Raw genomic sequence first — 18,775 nt, 5'->3', positions numbered from 1 at the left:
AGCACAAAGCCCCGGCCAAATGGTCGGGGCTTATTGATTTGGATCCGATCCACGGAACAATCGCACTCCGGCGGACGCGCGGCTCAGCCCTTGCCTGCGAGCGTCTTCGCGAGGCCGAGGACCTTGTCCTTCTTCGAATCGAATTTCTTGTCGGCGATCAACTTGTTGATCCGCTCTTCGCGCGTCATGACGCTGCGTTTCCCGGCGCCGGTGGTTGAAATCTTCAAGGAACGGTCAAGGCTCATGTCAGGCTCCAATCCGGCTCAGCCGCCGGCTCTTCAGTCGTTCTTCAACCAGAAGGCATCGGAGAACGTCGTGCTCCCCTTGTAGTCCTTCTTCCAGATCGCCCCCAACCGCACAATCTCCTGCTTCAGCTTGTCGCGTTCGAGCTGTCGCGCGGCGAATTCTGAGGAGGCAACCCCCTTCGCAGCAAAGAGCTGAAAGCGGGGGGAAGTATTGGCTCGCGGCGACTTCCGATCAACCGGTTCCACAGGCACTCCGAGGGTTTCGACCCCGTTTTTCGCGAAGAATTGAATGGCGCCGGCTGCTTCGTCCCGGGAAAGCGTGCCAAGCAGCAGATAATTATTCCCGGACAGTCTGGGATCTGGCCCGGAACCTCGAGAGGTAAGCACCTGTCCCGATTCCGCCGGAGCTGCAGCGTTCGCCGTATTTGTCGCGGGAATGGGAATTGAGCCCGCGCCGGAACGCGAATTCAACGGGTCCTGAACGCCCCGGACGGAGCTTTGAGCGCCGGTCGCAGCGTTGGCACCCGGAGCCGCGGTCGCCCCTCCGTCTTGCACACTCGTCACACCGAAATTCCGCTCGAATTGCAGTTCCGCTTGCCGTCGCCCATAGGCATTCCCGGCGATCCAAACCACGAACACAACCAGCAGTGCGGTTGCCGCCGCCAGCCAGAGCGCGGTGCTTCCGACCATCACCGGCTTACCTCCGAGACTCGGCAGCAGGCCAGCCGGTCCCGCCTCGGAGGTGCGAAAGGTCCTCCGTTCCGCGGCAAGCGATTTCGGTTCTCGAGGTTGAAAGTCCGGTGCAGGGGCGCGCTGAACGCTCGGCACCGGCGGAACAGCCGGTGAAATAGTCTCTCGCCGCGCGGCGTTCTCCCGATCGGTCACCAGCTCGAACAAAGGAAGTGGCTTCTTGCCCGGCGGCATGCCGAGATTGTATCGGAATCGGAACGGCTCGGTTTTCAATCTCGCGATCGCCGGGGGTTCAACGTAGAATGTCCCGCATGACCGTTCGAGAACAAGACATTCTCCGCCTGACTCCCAAGCCGCTCGGCGCGATGGAAAGCATCTATCTGCCCGAAGTCTTCAAGGGATTCGGCACGACGCTCAAACACCTCTTCACAAGCTTCGGGCAATCGAAGTTCAGCCCGGTCAAAAGCAACCGAACGATGCAGTACCCCGAGGAGCGCCGGGAGCAGTTGCCCGTCGAAAAGGGCGGCCTGTACGCGCCAAACTTCCGGGGCGTGCACCGCCTGAATCGAGACGAGGCCGGACGCGTGAAGTGCGTCGCGTGCATGATGTGCCCGACCATCTGTCCGGCTCGCTGCATTCACATCGAGGCGGCAGAAAGCCCGTGGGACGATCGGGAAAAGTACCCCAAGAAATTCGAAATCGATGAGCTGCGCTGCATCTACTGCGGCATGTGCGAAGAAGCATGTCCGGTGGACGCCATCGAGTTGACCACCGAATACGACATCGTCGGTCGGTCGCGCCAGGAAATGGTGTTCGACAAAGAAAAACTGCTCGAGGTTTACGACGTCACGATCAGCAAGAAGCCGATGTGATCGGCCCCCCACGCCTGCCGCCGGATCGGTGATTTTCCGCAAGTTCCGGAACCCAATCCCACGCCCCCATGCCCTCGGTGATATGTCCCGAGCAAGCCATCTAAAATCTTTGGGCTTTTGTCGGAAAATGGTTGCGAACGCGACCAGATGAGATAATCTTCATCAGAAGCATGAGCGTTTTCTCATGTTTGTGGGTGAGGATCGCCCGCGGCCCGAGGAGGAGCAAAGGTGTTTTACATTCGATTCGTTGTCTGGACCACTGTCGGGGTGCTGGCAGCGTTGTTGATCGGCGACTGAAAAATCGTCATCAGCCGACGGTCGTCACAGTCCGGATCTGTGTGGCGAAATCCACCGCGGCAGCGCGGATGGCGTCCTGCCACGGAATTCCGCCGCGTTCCGGATAAATCACCGATCGACTCGCGGTCACGAGCACTCCTGCATGTTCGAAACTCTGGCTTGGTCTGACCATCGAGCGGATGTCGTCGGCTTTTCCTCCTTGCGCGCCGAAGCCGGGTATCAGAAGAATCTGATCGGGCATGTTCCGCCGAAGCGCCGCTCCCTCCGAGGATTGTGTCGCCCCGACCACGGCCCCGACATCGCTCAACCCACACGAACCCAGGCTCGTCGTACCGAGCCGGCTGACGCTTGAAGCCATCAAATCGGCGACTGTGCCGCCTGCTTTCAAGGCCTCAGCCTGGATTGCCGCGCTGTCCGGATTACTCGTACGCACGAGCACGAAAACGCCGAGTTTTTCTTTCAAGAACGGCTGGATACCGCTCACACCGAGGTATCCGTTCACGGTGATGAAATGCGCTCCGGCATTGCATGCCGCCGCGGCGTAGTGCGTGGCGCTGATTCCGATGTCACCGCGTTTGGCGTCGAGGATAACGACAAAGCCCAGATCGCGCGCGATTTTCATCGCATTCTCGAGCGCACGCACGCCCTGCCACCCGTAGCGCTCATAGCAGGCCGACTGGAATTTGATCGCCGGCGAAATGCCGCGGACCGCCTCGAGCACACCGCGCGAAAAACTCTCGATCCGATCGTGCGGCGCAGCCTCGCCGATGTCGCCCGGAATGCTCTCGAGCACCGGGTCGAGTCCGACGCAAACCGGGGATCCGGCCGCGCGGACGGCCGCGCACAGCACGTCCGCGGCATTTGTCGGGGTGCCGATCACTTTTTCTCCGCTTCGGCCGGCGCGTCGCTCTTGGCCGGCTCCGGGCGCGGCTGAAACCCAAAGAACGTAAGCATGGGCGTATCGAACCGCTCGGGTTCATCCAGAATGAACCACGAGCGCGCCCCGTCCACGAGTTCCACTCGGACGTTCGGATGGTTGTATCCCGCATTGCGGAACGCCGCGATCAGCATCGCCCGATCGTTTTCTCTCACCCAGCTGGGGAGAGTTGCGTAGATCAGAATCGGCGACTGGGTGTCATTCAGATCTTCTCGCAAATCCAGATACAGCGGTTCGAGCGAATACCGGCGCACGGCGCTGATCGGAGCCGCCGCGATCATGGGCAGCATCGACTCGACGCGTTTCGGATCGGTGGTCTGCAGAGGGAGCAATGACTGCGCTCTATTGGCCCAGGTGGACTGGGTCATGCTGAGAATAGTGTTGCGTTCCAGCTTGTCCACTTGCGCGCTGCGCTGCTCGGGTAGCGGGATGCGCCCCGGTCCCCCGATCGAGGGCGCGGGAAGCGTGTTGATGATCGCGTACCCTCGTGCAAAATCGGGATCGCGGATCGCGAGCATGTACGCGACCATGCCGCCGGCGCCCTGTCCGATGACGATCGGCTTTTCGATCTTGTGCTGGCCGGCATATTCGCGGATCGCGTCCGCGGCATTCACGAGCCACTCCGGATCGAGAATCTGTCCCCTGTCGAGCGGCGGCGCCGCGCTCCCCGGAACCGAGCCGGGAAGCACGACGGTGTGCGTGGTAAACCGCTCGGCGTGACGCTTCGCGAATTCCGAATAGGTGTTCTCGTCGCAGCCGAGTTCGGCGATGATGATGACCGGCTGCGGGCCCTCGCCCGAAACGCTCGACCGGTCGATCGGAGCGAGTTTCTTCGGCTTGAATTCTTTCCACGAAGACGGGGTCGGCGCGGGCCTCTGCGCCTGAGCCCAGTGCGTGGGCCCGATGACGGACAACGTGACGATCCCGATCAGTATTGCTCGCATCATGCTCTTCCTGAAGCGCCGAAAAACGTCCGGAAGTTCGGCGGGTTGAATCATAAAGTCCTTGTCGGCATTTGCCATGACCACCCCCACCCCCACCCCCGCCCCCTCCGATTCTCCGTCGCCCTCCCAGATCGACTTGAAGAAGGATAAAGGTCTCACGATTCGCTGGTCGGATGGAACCACGTCCTATTACCCGATCGCGTACCTCCGGCGCATGTCCCCTTCGGCGGACATGCGCCAGTTACGCGAAGAGATGGCCTCGAATCCGCTCACGGTTCTTCCTTCGCGTGGCGGCTCGGGACCGGTCCAGGCGACCGGCGCCTCGCTCGTCGGAAACTACGCCATCAAAATCGAGTTTTCGGATGGCCACTCCAGCGGAATTTATTCGTGGGTCTACCTGAGGTCGATTGATCCTGATCGACCTCAGGCCCCGCCTCAGGCGTGACGCGGTCGTCGACGGCCGAGTATCGTGTTTCGAAATGCGTCCGGCACGTGTCATAACTCTCAGCACACGCATCGAAGATCTGCCCGGTGTTCCCGCGCGCTCGATCGCGGGCCTGCGCGAACTCGGCCTGACCAACCTGGGAAAACTGATCGCGTATCTGCCCCTTCGTCATGAGCGCCTCGAAGCCGAGGCTCCGGTGGAAGATCTGGAAGCGGGCCACATCGTGAGCGCGCGAGGCGAGATTACTGCGACCCGCGTCGTGCTGCGTCGCCCCAAACGCTTCGAGGCCGCGCTCATGGAGAACGGTCAGCGGCTCGATCTCGTGTGGTTCAACGCGCTCTACATGCGCGACAAGATCAAGCCGGGGATGCGTCTGCGCGTCCAAGGAAAGGCCACTCGCTACGGCCCCGGGCTGCAGATCGCCAATCCAAAGTTCGACATCTTGCAGGACGATTCCGAGCCGGAGCGTGCCAAATCGAGAATCCGCCCGGTGTATTCCGCGAGCGAGCGAATCAAATCGCCGGCGATCGAAGCGGCCATCAGCGCGACGCTCGATCTCGCGCTCCCACTCTTGAAAGACCACCTCCCCGCGCCGCTGCTCACCAAACGGGAGATGCCGGCGCTCGCGCGAGCGTACGAGCTGGTCCATCGCCCTGCGAACGAAGGAGACGCAACGGAGGGTCGGCGCCGGCTCGCGTACGACGAATTGCTTCTGCTCCAGCTCGGCGTACAGATGAAGCGCGAACATCTGCGACGACGCATGCGCGCCCCGGCGCTCCAGCTCACCGATGCGATCGACCGGCGGATTCGCGCCCGATTTCCCTTTGCTTTCACGCCGGAGCAGAATCACGCCGTCTCCGAGATCGCCCGCGACCTGACGCTCGCGACACCGACCAACCGGCTGCTCCAAGGCGATGTCGGTTCCGGAAAGACCGCGGTTGCGCTCTACGCGATGCTCATGGCGGTCGCATCGGGTCACCAGGCGGCGCTGATGGCGCCGACCGAATTGCTCGCGGAGCAACATCTCGCGACGATCGAGTCCGTTCTCAAAGACTCGAAAGTGGATGTGCGGCTGCTCACCGGCTCAAAGAACGACGGCGAACAAGTGCGCAAGGACATCGCCTCGGGCAAGGCGGGAATCATCATCGGCACGCACGCGCTCCTTCAAGAACACGTCAAGTTCAAGAGCCTGGCGCTCGCCATCATCGATGAGCAGCACCGCTTCGGCGTGCACCAGCGGGCGGCGTTGCGCGCGAAGACAAACGACCCGAATCTCACGCCCCATGTCGTCGTGATGACGGCGACCCCCATCCCGCGCACACTCGCCCTCACGATGTTCGGCGATCTCGACGTGACGGTGATCGGGGGCTTGCCCCCGGGCCGCGCGGCAATCAAGACCCGGCTGGTCCCGCGAAGCAAACGCGCGGACGTCTACACCTTCGCGCGCGAGCGCATCAACAAGGGCGAACAGGCGTTCGTGGTTGTTCCCGCCATCGATTCGCGCGAAGCCACGGATTCCGCGGCAACGGTCACCGGCGTGCGGGAACTGGTCAAAGAGCTGGAATCGGGCGCTTTTCGCTCGGTGCCGATCGCAGCGCTGCACGGGAGAATGAAGTCCGATGCCCGGGCGACGACCATGGCGAAGTTCCGCGCGGGCGAGATCCGCTGCCTGATCGCAACGACGATCGTCGAAGTCGGTGTCGACGTGCCCGATGCGACGGTGATGGTCATCGAGCACGCCGATCGTTTCGGCCTGGCGCAGTTGCACCAATTGCGTGGTCGCGTTGGACGAGGAAACAAGCCCGGCGTTTGTGTGCTCATTGCCGACGAGCCCGAATCCAGCGCCGGCGACGTCAATCCCCGGTTGCAGCTCCTCGTTGAAACAACCGATGGATTCCGGCTCGCCGAGGGCGATTGGCAGATTCGAGGCTCGGGCGGCTTTTTCGACGCCCGCCAGTCAGGCCTCTCCTCACTCCGCGTCGCCGATCTTTCCCGCGATCGCAACCTGCTCGAACTCGCGCGCCACGATGCACGCGAGTGGATCGAGCGTTCGCCGTCGCTCGCGGCGCCCGGCGAAGAACTCGTGCTGCGCAGGATGATGAAGACATTCGGCACCGAACTCGGCCTCGTCGCCGTCGGCTGAACTCCTATCGTCCGCTATGTCCTTGAACGAAGCGGTCGCCGAACGGCTCCACGAAATGTCCAGGCTGCTGGAGTTGCTCGGAGAGAATCAGTTCAAGGCGATCGCGCATTCGCGTGCCGCACGCATCGTCGAATCGCTGGCGACGCCGATTGAAAGCATGGACAAATCCGCGCTGACGGAGCTCGACGGCATCGGAGACAAAATCGCCGACAAGATCCTCGAGTTTTCCGCGACCGCAGCCAAGGGAACGCCGCGCATCGCCGAGCACGAGAAGATGCTCAAGGAAGTGCCGCCCGGATTGCTCGAGATCCTCGATATCCCGGGGCTGGGCCCAAAGACAGTTCGCGCGATGTGGCAGGACCTGCACATCACCGACGTCGCCTCGCTCAAAGCGGCGATCGAAAACGGCTCGCTGCTGACACTGCCGCGGATGGGAGAGAAGGCGGTCGAAAAGATCAAGGGCGGGCTGGCGCTCGGCGAGGAAGCCACGCGCCGGATCGCGCTCGGGCTCGCGCTGCCGATGGCGGAACGGATCGCGGATGAAATCCGCGCCGTCAAAGGAGTGCGCCGCGTTGAAGTCGCCGGCTCGCTCCGCCGCGGCAAGGAAACCATCGCGGATATCGATCTGCTCGTGATGGTCCCCGATGCCGACAGCGCCGCCGCACCATCCACAACACCCAAAAAGAAATCGACGAGCGGCACGAAGGCTTCTCCGACGAAGACAAAGGGCGACGAAACCCATCCCGTCGTCGAAGCGTTCTGCTCGCTCCCCGATGTTCGTCAAATCATCTCCAAGGGACCGACTCGCGCCTCGGTTCGGGCCGTGATCAACCTTCATTCCGGACGATGGAAGGGCGGCGGCCCGGATGAACACGCCAAAGAGCCGACGATGCAGGTGGATGTGCGGGTAATCCCGGAGCGCTCGTTCGGCGCGGCACTCATGTACTTCACTGGCTCGAAGGATCACAACGTCACTCTTCGCCAGCGCGCGCTCGCGCAGTCACAAACGCTCAACGAGTACGGCCTCTTTCCGGAAGACGACGAAGAGACGCCTCCCCAGGACCGCGGCATCAAGCCGGTCGCCTCCAAAACCGAACACGACATCTACAAGGCGCTGCGCCTTCCGTACATCCCGCCCGAGTTGCGCGAGCACCCCGCCGACATCGCCGAATTCGAGAAAACGGGCAGAGTTCCGGCGCTCATCGAACTCGCGGATATCAAGTGCGATCTCCACGCGCACACCACCGACAGCGACGGACGGATGTCGATGCGTGAACTCGTCGACAACGCGATCAAGCGCGGTTTCCACACGATCGCCGTGACCGATCACTCCAAGAGCTCCGCCGTCGCGAACGGACTCTCGCCCGATCGCTTGCGCGCCCAGATCACGCTCGTGCAGAACATCAACAAGGCTCTCAAGTCCGAGGGCCTCGACATCCGCGTGCTCGCAGGCTCGGAAGTCGACATCCTCGCCGACGGCTCGCTCGACTTTGATGATGATCTCCTCGCCGAACTCGACATCGTGGTCGCAAGCCCACACGCGGCGCTCTCGCAGGAACCCGCGGCCGCCACAAAGCGTCTGCTCAAGGCGATTTCCCACCCGCTCGTCCACATCATCGGGCACCCGACCGGCCGTTTGATCAACCGCCGCCGCGGACTCGAACCCGATATGAACGAGCTGATCGCCGCGGCAAAGCAGCACAACACCGCGCTCGAGATCAATGCCCACTGGATGAGGCTGGATCTGCGCGACATCCATGTGCGTGCCGCGACCCACGCGGGCACGCTCATCGCGATCGACTGCGATGATCACGAATCGTCCGATTTCGAAAACCTTCGCTTCGGGATCTCGACGGCGCGCCGCGGCATGCTCACCCCCGACTTGTGCATCAACGCCTGGTCGCGCGACAAGCTTCTGAAGTGGCTCCAGTCCAAGCGGTAGTTCCCGAGTCAGCCGCTCGCTCTCTCTCCCCGCATACCATTTTTGCCGTGAACACGCACGAGCCGCCACGCCAGCCGGTCACGATCAAGACGCTTCGGAAGATGGCTTCCGATCGCGAACCCTTCGCCGCTCTGACCTGTTATGACGCGACGACCGCGCGATGGCTCGAACGCGCCGGAGTCCACATCCTCCTCGTCGGCGATACCGCCGCGGAAATGATCCTCGGCTATTCGCGCACCATCGACATGCCCCTGGATGTTCTCGTTGCGCTGACCGCAGGGGTGAAGCGCGGCGCTCCTTTCACTTTCGTCATGGCCGACATGCCGTTTCTCTCGTATCACACGAATGAGAGCGACGCCATGAAAAACGCCGGTCGCTTTCTCACCGAAGGTCTCGCCGACATCGTCAAGATCGAGTCCGATTCGACGTTCGCGCCGCTCGTGAACAAGATGACCCGCGCGGGTATTCCCATCTGCGCTCACGTCGGCACCCGTCCGCAGCAGGTCGCTCTCACGGGTGGTTACACGGCAACGGGCAAGACTCCAAAGCAAGCGGCACAGATCGTAGCCGACGCCGTTGCGCTCGAGCAGGCCGGAGCGGTCATGCTCCTGATCGAAGCCGTGCCCGATGCCGTCGCAGAAGAGGTCCTGAAGGCGACGACAGTCCCGGTGATCGGCATCGGCGCCGGCAACTCCACGCACGGGCAGGTGCTCGTCCTTCAGGATTTGCTCGGATTGACCGACAAGCCGCCTCCGTTCGCCCGCCCGATCGCGCAGCTCGGCGCTTCGATACAGACCGCGGCCGAGACGTACGTCCAGATGGTCGCGGAACGCCGCGTGGGCTTGCGTGCGGCGCCCGCCGCCAAACCCGCAAACCCGACGCCGACGTCGCCACACGCGACAAGCTGACCCAACCCGCACATTCCTTGTCGGGCGAGTGCCCCTTGGCAACCGGCGGCGCGTCAACGGCGAATCTCTGAAAGAATCGGATTCCCCGACCCAAAAAGGGCCCGGGCGTTCCATCCAAGGCCCCCTTGCATCTCCATGCGCCCCCGCCTCACATTCCCCGCACTTTGCCGCAAGGCCGAAACTTTCGGCGGCGAGACATCGTCTAATCCATGCGGATGGCCGATTTGTGTTGTCGCGGGACCTGTCGGATTCGATCTTGCCTCGGGTAAAGGATTGAGCCGCAGGTCTCTCTGTGAAAGGTGATCTCATGCGTCGCATCATGACACTCGGGCCCGCGGTCGTCGTCCTCGCCACGGCCTCATCGCTGCTCTGGTTTACGCCGCGGATTCTGCGGACGCTTTCCGCCTCTCAGACCGAAGCCCAGATCCTGCTCGCGCGCCGGACGATCGAGTCCGATGACATCCTGGAGCGTCTGAACATGGCGATCCGCGCCATCGCCGACTCGGTCGAACCCTCGGTTGTGCACATCGATGTTCTGACTCCGGAAGGAACGCGACGGCGCTTCCTGGGCGCGACGGGCTCGGGCTGGATCTTCGACGCGAAGGGTCACATCGTCACGAACGCGCATGTCGTCCGCGGCTCTCGCTTCGTGCGGGTCCAACTCTACGACGGGCGTGCGAGCCAGGCCACGATTGTCGGGATCGACCCTTTCACCGACATCGCCGTCCTCAAGATCGATGCCGACAACCTCGCGCCGGTGCGCCGCGCAACGGGCGAGCGGGTCTATCAGGGAGACCGCGTCTTCGCGTTCGGTTCTCCGTTCGGCTTCAAGTTTTCGATGTCGGAAGGAATTGTCTCCGGGCTGGGGCGCTCGGCGGGCCCCGCGCTCGATTCCGGCGGCTTCACCAACTTCATCCAGACCGACGCCGCGGTCAACCCCGGCAATTCCGGTGGACCGCTGATCGATATCAAGGGACGCGTCGTTGGGATGAACGTCGCGATCGCCACGGCGAAGGACAATACCGGAACCGGCGGCGGCGAAGGACAGTCGTCCGGTATCTCGTTCGCGATTCCGCTTGTGACGATCGAAAGCGTCGCGTTGCAACTCATCGAAACAGGCAAGGTTTCCCGAGGATTCCTCGGCATTTCGTACGATCCGCGCGAATACATCGATGAAAGCATCTCGCGGAACGGCGTTTCCGTGCGCATTCCGAGCGACGGGCCCGCCTCGCGAGCGGGACTTCAGAATGACGACATGCTGGTTTCATTGAACGGTCAACGCATCACCAGCGTTCAGGGGATGCGGTCGATGATCTCGAACGCCCGGCCGGGAGACACACTCAGCATCGGATACACACGAAACGGCGAGTCGCGTGAGGCCTCCGTCGTCATGGGTGAGATGCCGACGTCGGCGCTCATCCAGCCCGGTATTCTCGACGACATCCAGGACGATCTCGGGCTCACGTTCGAAGATCCCTCGACCGCCCGCGAATTCTTCTCCACGGGCGGCGCGCCCATCATCACCTCCGTTTCCGAGCGTTCGCATGCTTCGGACGCCGGGCTCAAAGAGGGCGATCGGATCACCCAGGTCGGGAGCGCGCCAGTTTCCACGGTCGGTGAAGCGGTTTCCGCGATGATCGATCAAGGGCTTTACGTCGGCAAGCCCGTTCATCTCGTCGTCCGCAATATTCAGAACGATGTCGATCGCAAGCAAAGCATCCGTCTCTGGGGCGGCAGATCCAAGCCCGCGCCCGAATGAGTCTCGCCCCGCACGAATCGGTCGAGCGAGCCCCGCACCCGCGAATCACGCTCCTCCTTTTTTCGCGCTCACCCGAACCGTTACCTTCGCGCCGATCTCCGGAGTCTTTTCCGGGCTCGCGACCCACTGCGGCGCTTCCTTGTCGTTGTCGGGGTTGTACATCGCGGTCAAACCGATCGTCTCGGTCCCGAAACTCGTGAGCCCGATGAGCGTGCCCTCCACATCCGCGACGTAGAACTCCGGGCCGTTTCGCTCATTTTCAACCGGGGGCTTTGGTTCCGGACCGACCCCATCTCCCGGCGCCCGCGGCAGCGGCTTCTTCTGCGCAAGCTTCGACCCGGCGAACACCCACTTTGCATCGGGCGCGACCTGACTCAGCGGCTTTCCGTCCCTCTCGTTCACGATCCACTCCGCCGGATCGTCCTCGCGAATCGTTCCATCCGGCGCCGTCAGCAGGAATTTCACTTCGACCTCGTCACCTTCCGGCGGCACACCGATCCACTTTTTTTCTTCGCGCCTCCACGCGCCCGGCTTTCCCGGCTTGAGTCCGATCAGCAACAGTGCCGCGTGAACTTGCGAAGGCTTGGCCTTGGTAACGACGAGCGACTCGTGCTCTTTGCTGTCGTAGCCGCACACCGTCGTCTCGAGAAAGACTCTAAGCCCCGCCTTTGTGTGCGCATTCACCGGGACCGTTCCATCGAATTCGACCGCCTTCTCCACGAGATTGATCCGAATTCCAGGAAACACTTCGCGCCACGCCGCTTGAGCCTGGTCTTTTTCTCCCTGCGCCGCGGGCGCCGCATCCTGCCTGCTCTCCGGCTCGGACGCCGCAACCGACGAAGCAACCGCCGCCAACGCGAGAACTCCGGCACACTTCGAAAACAGTCCCGTCATCGGACACCCCCAACCGCCCGAACCTCGCGCACAAACAACTCGCCTCGCTTTTCGTAATTCTCGAATTGATCCCACGAGGCGCACGCCGGGCTGAGCAGAAGGACATCCCCCGGCTTCGCCGCGCCGATCGCCGACGCGACCGCGCTCTCCACGGTTCCGCACTTCTTCGCCGCACCATCCGACGCCGCGGCGATCGCGTCCCCCGTCTTCCCGATCGTGTAGAGCCCCGCGAGGCGCCGAGCCAGCGCCCCAATCGCGGAAAGGTCGGAGCCTTTGTCGTATCCCCCGGCAATCAGATGAACTCGCCCCGCTCCGACTTCTCCCGGTTCATCAAACGCCGCAACAGCGAGCAAACAAGCTTCGGGCGTCGTCGATTTCGAATCGTTGAAGCAGCGGACGCTCCCACCCGCGCGAGAGATGGTCGCCGCCAATTCAAGCCGGTGAGGCAATCCCGCAAACGTCTTCACCGCATTCACCGCGCGCGCGCGATCGAGCCCGCTCGCCGCGGCAAGCGCCGCCTCGATCGCCACGCTCGCGTTCTGACGGTTGTGCTTGCCGGGAATGGCAAGCCCGCTTACTTCCACCCGCGGCACGCGCCGCTCGACACCCGAGTTCGTCTTCCATTCCGCCGACTCGCTGCCGGGCGGCAAGACCGCAACGTCTCCCGATCGCTGCGCCCGCAGCAATTCCTGCTTGCTTCGGCGGTAGTGCGCAAGATCTCCGTGCCAATCCAGGTGATTCGGCGAGAGATTTGTCACCACCGCGACGTGCGGCGACCAGCCTTCGCTTGCCGGCGCGTGATCGAATTCCGCCGGCCCGACCCGCGCGAGGTCTCCAAGCCAGCACAGCATGGCGCTCGAGAGTTCGAGCACCACAAACGTCTCCGGCGTGATCGAATCGATTTCTCCGAGCAGCGACCCGCCGATGTTGCCGCCGAACACCGTTGCAAATCCACACTGTTTCAGGACATGGTGAATCATCGCGCTCGTTGTGCTCTTTCCCGCCGAGCCGGTGATGCCGATCACGCGCGCTCGATTCGGAAGCCGCGCGATCGTCAGCCCGATCTCCGTGGTCACCGGAATTTTCGCCGCCCACGCGCTGCGCAGAAACCGGTTGTCCCACGGCTTGGGAACCGCGGGATTCGCCACAACGAGATCGCACGTCGTGAAGTCGCTGACGTTGTGCCCGCCGAGGCGCAGTTGCACGGTGCCGGATCGAACCAAATCCGCAATTTGCGCGACCGATGCCGCGAGCTTTTCTTCCGGCTCGATATCTGTCAACAAAACCGTCGCGCCGCGCTCGCAGAGATAGCGCGTCACGCTCGCGCCGCCACCGAATCGACCGAGCCCCATCACCGTAACTCGTTTGCCCTCAAGTGCCGCCGCTTCCATGCGTGTTCTCCCGTGCGCAGCGTAGCCGAACAGGAGCAAACCAATCTTCACACAAATCTGGATTCCCAGGTACCCGATTTCTGAAACCCGCTCACGCCCGGCAGAATCGAAGCCCCCGTATCCGTTTCTCAAATTCAGGAGTGCAGCAATGTCGGAACGGCTTAAAGGACAAGTTGCGATCGTGACGGGCGCTTCCAAGGGCATCGGCGCGGCAATCGCCAAGCGGCTCGCCGCGGAAGGCGCATCGGTCGTCGTCAATTACTCTTCCAGCAAGGAAGGCGCGGACAAGGTCGTCCACGAGATCACATCGAAGGGCGGAAGAGCGGTTGCAGTCGGCGCGAACGTCGCAAAGCAAAGCGAAATCTCGAAGCTCTTTGCCGAAGCGAAGAAGACCTACGGCCGATTAGACATCCTTGTGAACAACGCGGGCATTTACGACTTCCAGCCGCTCGAGAGCGTCACCGAAGAACACTTCCACAAGCAGTTTGATCTCAACGTGCTTGGACTGCTGCTCGCCTCGCAGGCCGCGGCGAAGCAGTTCGGTTCCGAAGGCGGCAGCATCATCAACATCAGCTCGGTGGTCAGTACGCTCGCGCCGCCCAACGGTTCGGTCTATAGCGCGACCAAGGCCGCCGTGGACGCGATCACCAAATCGCTCGCGAAGGAACTCGGCCCCAAGCGCATCCGCGTGAACTCGATCAACCCCGGCATGGTCGCCACCGAAGGCTGGCGTAGCGCCGGAATCTCCGGCAGCGACATGCACAAGCAGGTGCTCGCGACCACGCCGCTCGGGCGCATCGGCGAACCCGACGACATCGCCGGTGCCGCGGCATTCCTCGCATCGCGCGACGCATCCTGGCTCACCGGCGAAACCATCCTGATCGCGGGCGGATATCGCTGACGGCTCAGGCCCATCGACTGATTCGTTCCTTTGAAATGATTCCCCAGCCCAAGCGGCGCACCGCAAGAGCCCGAGCGGAGCGCCGCTTTCGCGCCCACCGTGAATCATCGCTCGGTCGGAGTGCAACCCCGCAAACCGGTTCTCCTTCTTCGGTGCGCTCTTCGTGATTGGACCTCCCCCCTCGCCAAAGAGTGAGGTGTCATCGCGCAGCCTTTGCGGAGCGATGACGGTGGGGGTTTCGGATCTCCTGACGCGCCGAACTCCGTCACGAAAGTTCCAAACGAAATTCCAATCACATCTTCCGCATGATGAACAGATAGTTGAACCCGCGCAGGAAGAAATTCCCTTCCTCCGCCGCCTTGTGCCAGTTGCCGCGCTGCAGCTTTTGGTTGTGCCGCACCACCGCGATGATGTCCACCGGCTGCATCGACTCTCGCATCATCGCAAAGAGTTCGAAACCGATCGGCGCAAAGCCCGTGGAAGCGGAGTTCGCGCCCGGCTTCTGAAAACTGTCGCTCACATACAGCGCCATGTGCCGCCCCGGCTTGAGCACCCGCGCAATCTCGCGGATGACTCTCTGCATCGACGCGTAATACGCCCCGCCTCCGTCGGCCCCGAGCGCATCCAGTTTCCCGATGCACGCCGGATCGTCCGAATAGTCCACATGCGTCGAGTACGGCGGATCGACAAATACAAAGTCCACGCTCGCGCTCGGCAAGTCGATCTTTCTCGCATCACCCTGCCGAATGTCGGGCCGCGACGGCGCCAGATCAAACCCGATCGCCCGCCGCTTGAGATCCATCGCGACATCGATCGTCGTTCCGCTCCCTACCATCGGGTCGAGCACTGTTTCGCCCGGCTTCGTATATCTCTGCAAACACTGCCAGATCACCCACGACGGGCTCGCGCCGACATAGCGCTTGTCGCCCTGCATGTTCCCGGTTGCCGCGTCGTAGTGCTGACTCGGATACTCCCACAGCGTCGTGGTCATGATCTGCATCGAGGGCAGTGTCCGTCGCCCCGGGCGCGCCGGAGCCGGCCCCGCGCCGTCCGCCGGTCGCCCGCGCACTCCATCACCCTTGCGCCCGCCACCTTCTCCTCGATTGGGCCGAATCGGTCTCATGCGTGTTTCGAAGAAAGCCGCGCGCTCGTCAACATCCGACCTCGATCGCCGCGGCAACTCACGTTCCCCACCGCGCCCTGATCGCCTCCAGCAACTTCGCTTTCGTCTCCTCTATCCCAAGCGCAACCTTCGCGCCCGCGGCACGCACATGCCCACCCCCTCCAAACACCTTCGCCACCGCGTTCACATCCACCGACCCGTCAACCGCCTTGCTCCGCAGACTCACCTTGGTGAGTTTTTCCCCCGGCTTCGACGCCATCCCGAATTCACTCGCGTCCGCTTCCGTCAACACCGCCGTCACCATCACGGTCTCGAGCGTCTGCGAGTGATCGGCAAAACCGCCCGAATCCGCCGCCTGCGCGCCCGTCTCCGCAAAGTCCTTCTTCGTCAGCGTCATCACCGCGACCCGGTTCTCATCGAACAGCCGCAGCGAATCGAGCGCCCGCCCCAGCAGCTTGAGCCGCGGCAATCGCTCGCGCTGCTCGATGTTCACATACAGCGCCGCGTGATCCACGCCCGTCGCGAGCAACTCCGACGCCGCACGCAACACCCGCGGCGTCACGTTGCTGTGCTTGAACCAGCCCGTATCCGTCGCGATGCCCAGATACAAAGGCTCCGCAACTTCCTTCGGCAATTCCGCCAGCGACTTCTTCTTCAGAATCAGCCGGCAAAGTTCCGCAACCGGCTGTGCCGCCGCGGCACTCCCCGTATCCACAAATCTCCGCGGCGCGATGTCCGAATCGCCTTGTGCGTGATGATCCACAACCGCCGTATCCGCCGTGTGCTTCACAAGCCACGGCTTGATCATCTCGACCTGCACCCACGACCCCGTGTCCACGATCACAACCGCGTCCGCGGTCTCGTGCTCGATCTCCGACACATTCTCGATCGACAGCGACGGCGACTCTCCCACCACGCGCCGGATCCACGACGGCCGAGGACCGAAATACCACGCCCGTGCCCGCGGCGGCAAACTCACCGCTCCCGAATCCTTCCGTGCAAGGTTCAGCGCCCGCACAAGCCCGAGCGATGAACCCACCGCATCGCCGTCCGGCTTTACGTGCGTCACGACCACGATCTTGTTCTTGTCCGCGAGCCAGTCCGCGATCGCCGAGAGCTCGATCCCGCTCCCCCATTTCGCGCCCTGCGTTTTCGAATCCGCTGTTCCGCTCATTGTGCCATCGTCCTTGTCGCACGAACCGCGACAGGCGCGGCAGGTTTTAAAGTTACCAATCCATCGGCCGCCGGCGCATCAAATCCGCAATCAAGCAGCCGCAGCGCCGCTTCCCGATCGCGCTCGAGTTGCGCCTTGAGCGCATCAATCCCCGAGAACCGAACCGTATCGCGCACCCAGCCGACAATCTCGATCGCGAGCCGCCATCCATATTCCGGAATCCCCGCCGCCGGCTTCCCCGTCTCGACATCCACAAGATGCGCCTCGATCCGCGGCTCCATCGCATCAAACGTCGGCCGCGCCCCGATATTCACCGCCGCGGCCAACTTCCTCCCATCCGGCATCCGCGCCCACGCCGCATAAACCCCCTGCGCCGGAATCACCACCGCCTGCTCCGCATCCTGCACGATATTCGCCGTCGGGAATCCGATCGTCCTGCCGCGCTGATCACCCTTCGTCACGACCCCCGCAATCTCGTGCGCGCGCCCCAGCACCAGCATCGCATCGCGCACGCGCCCCTGCGCAACCAGATGCCGCACCAGCGTGCTGCTCGCACGCACGATCGACAAATCCGAAAGTGCAACTTCCACCGGGTGCACGGCCTCGACGCCGAACCCCATCCGCTTCCCTTCATCAATCAGCGTCTCGATCGACCCCGCGCGCCCCTTCCCGTAATTGAAATCCGGCCCTTCCACCACCGCAACCGGCCGCACATCGCGCATCAACTTCGCAAGAAACTCATCCGGCGTCATCGCGAGCAGCTCATCCGTCGGCTCCAGCCTCACAACCTCATCCGCGCCCGCCTCGCGCAGCAACTCCACCCGCCGGTCAAACCGCGTGATCCGCGCCGGCGCCGATTCAGGCCTCAACCTGCTCGTCGGGTGCGGATCAAACGCCATCGCGATCACGCGCGCACCCCCACCCCCACCCCCGCCCGCACTAACAGCAATCTCCCTCGCCCGCGCAATCAGCGCGCGATGCCCCGCGTGCACCCCATCAAAGTTTCCGATCGTCACAACCGCTTTCGACATCGCTCAAGGCTAGCAGACGACCCCGCGTGTTTTCGCCCCCTTTCATCTTCGCCCAATACTCTTCGCCATGCGTTTGAGCCGGGCACACCGGGCAAAGATCGAATTCTGGAGCAAGGCTCTCCGCAGCGGCATGCGCCGCTACGCCCGCCAACTCGCCGACCTCAGCCCCTTCCACGATCACACCCCGAGCCCCGCCGACTTCGCATCCGCTTGGGCCATCGAATGCGACCGCGCCGGCGACGATATCGTCGCCTGCTGGCTCGGTCACTGCACCGTCCTCCTCCGACTCGGTCGCCTCAACATCCTCACCGACCCCGTCTTCTCTCGTCGCATCGGCGTGAAAATCGGCAAGCGCACCGTCGGGCTCAACCGCATCGGCGATCCGCCCCTTCAAACCAAGCACCTGCCGCCGATCGACATCATCCTCATCAGCCATCCTCACTTCGATCATCTGGATAAGCCCACGCTCCAGCGCCTCCGCTCACCCTCCACCATCGTCGTCACCGCCAAGGCCTCGCGCCGCCTTATCCCCAAAGGCTTTGCCGATGTGCTCGAACTCGGCTGGCATCAGAACGCCATCCTCGAATCTCTCAAAATCGAAACGATCAAGCCCCGCCACTGGGGCGCGCGCACCGCCTGGGATCGCCACCGCGGCTACAACAGCTACGTCCTCACCGACGGCCCGCAACGTGTCCTCTTCGCCGGCGACACCGCGCTCACCGAGGCCTACTCCGCGCTCAAGGGCATCGACCTCGCGATCTTCGGCATCGGCAGTTACGAACCCTGGGAACATGCGCACGCCACGCCCGAGCAGGTTTGGAGCATGTTCACCAAGTTCGATGGCAAACGCCTCCTCCCCGTTCATCACTCCACATTCGAACTGGGCGAAGAGCCCCCCGGCGAACCGATGCAGCGCCTCCATGCCGCGGCATCCTCTCACCACCGCCGCATCCTCGACGCCCACATCGGAAAAATCGTCCGCGTCAGCGCGCTGTAACAACGGATCAATGGACACAATCGTGCCGATGGTTTGTGCCGAAGGTTCTTGCCATCACTTGCCGCTCCGGGCGAGTGGTGCC

The 18,775-nt window shown here is 63.0% G+C and carries 17 protein-coding genes; 8 read left to right on the top strand and 9 right to left on the bottom strand.

From position 1 onward, the window contains the following. Positions 1-83: 83 nt before the first annotated feature. A complete protein-coding gene (locus KF691_06965) occupies positions 84-245 on the bottom strand; it encodes a small basic protein (GenBank protein ID MBX3389182.1) in 162 nt (53 codons plus the stop codon). 33 nt (positions 246-278) lie between these two features. Next, positions 279-935, bottom strand: a complete 657-nt coding sequence (locus tag KF691_06960; GenBank protein MBX3389181.1) for a hypothetical protein — start codon at positions 933-935, stop codon at positions 279-281. 311 nt (positions 936-1,246) lie between these two features. Here KF691_06960 and KF691_06955 point away from each other — a divergent pair, with 311 nt between their 5' ends. Next, a complete protein-coding gene (locus tag KF691_06955; protein MBX3389180.1) occupies positions 1,247-1,807 on the top strand; it encodes an NADH-quinone oxidoreductase subunit I in 561 nt (186 codons plus the stop codon). A 307-nt stretch (positions 1,808-2,114) separates the two neighbouring features. Here KF691_06955 and pyrF read toward each other — a convergent pair whose 3' ends face one another. Beyond that, positions 2,115-2,984, bottom strand: coding sequence for an orotidine-5'-phosphate decarboxylase (gene pyrF, locus KF691_06950; GenBank protein MBX3389179.1), 870 nt, complete (start codon positions 2,982-2,984; stop codon positions 2,115-2,117). Then, entirely contained in the window at positions 2,981-4,063 is a 1,083-nt protein-coding gene (locus KF691_06945; GenBank protein ID MBX3389178.1) for an alpha/beta hydrolase, read from the bottom strand. Before KF691_06945 ends, pyrF begins: the two co-directional genes overlap by 4 nt. Between KF691_06945 and KF691_06940 the strand changes: the two genes are divergently transcribed. The 5 genes from KF691_06940 to KF691_06920 all read left to right on the top strand — a co-directional run bounded on the left by KF691_06940 (position 4,062) and on the right by KF691_06920 (position 11,182). Next, the gene (locus KF691_06940; protein MBX3389177.1) at positions 4,062-4,430 is read left to right on the top strand and encodes a DUF971 domain-containing protein; all 369 of its coding nucleotides are present in this window, start codon (positions 4,062-4,064) and stop codon (positions 4,428-4,430) included. The two genes, KF691_06945 and KF691_06940, sit on opposite strands and share 2 nt — an antisense overlap. Before the next feature lie 34 nt (positions 4,431-4,464). Further along, positions 4,465-6,573 (top strand): ATP-dependent DNA helicase RecG, encoded by a 2,109-nt coding sequence (gene recG / locus KF691_06935; protein MBX3389176.1) that lies wholly within the window; start codon positions 4,465-4,467, stop codon positions 6,571-6,573. A 16-nt stretch (positions 6,574-6,589) separates the two neighbouring features. Continuing rightward, a complete protein-coding gene (locus tag KF691_06930) occupies positions 6,590-8,515 on the top strand; it encodes a PHP domain-containing protein (GenBank protein MBX3389175.1) in 1,926 nt (641 codons plus the stop codon). Positions 8,516-8,562: 47 nt separating this feature from the next. Continuing rightward, positions 8,563-9,423 (top strand): 3-methyl-2-oxobutanoate hydroxymethyltransferase, encoded by an 861-nt coding sequence (gene panB, locus KF691_06925; GenBank protein MBX3389174.1) that lies wholly within the window; start codon positions 8,563-8,565, stop codon positions 9,421-9,423. Between the two features lie 307 nt (positions 9,424-9,730). Beyond that, positions 9,731-11,182 carry a trypsin-like peptidase domain-containing protein gene (locus KF691_06920; protein ID MBX3389173.1) on the top strand — a complete coding sequence of 484 codons (1,452 nt, stop codon included), beginning with the start codon at positions 9,731-9,733 and terminating at the stop codon, positions 11,180-11,182. Between the two features lie 45 nt (positions 11,183-11,227). Here KF691_06920 and KF691_06915 read toward each other — a convergent pair whose 3' ends face one another. Then, complete coding sequence (locus KF691_06915; GenBank protein MBX3389172.1) at positions 11,228-12,076, bottom strand: hypothetical protein; 849 nt, start codon at positions 12,074-12,076, stop codon at positions 11,228-11,230. Then, positions 12,073-13,467, bottom strand: coding sequence for a UDP-N-acetylmuramoyl-L-alanine--D-glutamate ligase (murD, locus tag KF691_06910; GenBank protein ID MBX3389171.1), 1,395 nt, complete (start codon positions 13,465-13,467; stop codon positions 12,073-12,075). Before murD ends, KF691_06915 begins: the two co-directional genes overlap by 4 nt. Before the next feature lie 148 nt (positions 13,468-13,615). Here murD and KF691_06905 point away from each other — a divergent pair, with 148 nt between their 5' ends. Then, a complete protein-coding gene (locus tag KF691_06905; GenBank protein ID MBX3389170.1) occupies positions 13,616-14,368 on the top strand; it encodes a glucose 1-dehydrogenase in 753 nt (250 codons plus the stop codon). A gap of 292 nt (positions 14,369-14,660) precedes the next feature. Here the strand turns inward: KF691_06905 and KF691_06900 are convergent, their stop codons facing one another. The 3 genes from KF691_06900 to KF691_06890 form a co-directional block, all read right to left on the bottom strand. After that, positions 14,661-15,368 carry a methyltransferase domain-containing protein gene (locus KF691_06900; protein ID MBX3389169.1) on the bottom strand — a complete coding sequence of 236 codons (708 nt, stop codon included), beginning with the start codon at positions 15,366-15,368 and terminating at the stop codon, positions 14,661-14,663. A gap of 181 nt (positions 15,369-15,549) precedes the next feature. Further along, on the bottom strand, positions 15,550-16,665 hold the full coding sequence (locus KF691_06895; protein ID MBX3389168.1) for a bifunctional oligoribonuclease/PAP phosphatase NrnA: 1,116 nt from the start codon (positions 16,663-16,665) through the stop codon (positions 15,550-15,552). Beyond that, positions 16,662-17,696 (bottom strand): bifunctional riboflavin kinase/FMN adenylyltransferase, encoded by a 1,035-nt coding sequence (locus KF691_06890; GenBank protein ID MBX3389167.1) that lies wholly within the window; start codon positions 17,694-17,696, stop codon positions 16,662-16,664. The genes KF691_06895 and KF691_06890 overlap by 4 nt, the downstream gene beginning before the upstream one ends. A gap of 67 nt (positions 17,697-17,763) precedes the next feature. Between KF691_06890 and KF691_06885 the strand changes: the two genes are divergently transcribed. Then, on the top strand, positions 17,764-18,693 hold the full coding sequence (locus KF691_06885) for an MBL fold metallo-hydrolase (GenBank protein ID MBX3389166.1): 930 nt from the start codon (positions 17,764-17,766) through the stop codon (positions 18,691-18,693). Positions 18,694-18,775 lie beyond the last annotated feature (82 nt).

This window comes from Phycisphaeraceae bacterium (assembly GCA_019636555.1).
Lineage (GTDB): Bacteria > Planctomycetota > Phycisphaerae > Phycisphaerales > UBA1924 > JAFEBO01.
Note: the sequence above shows the minus strand (reverse complement) of the source record. Positions and strands in the feature narration are given on the sequence as shown.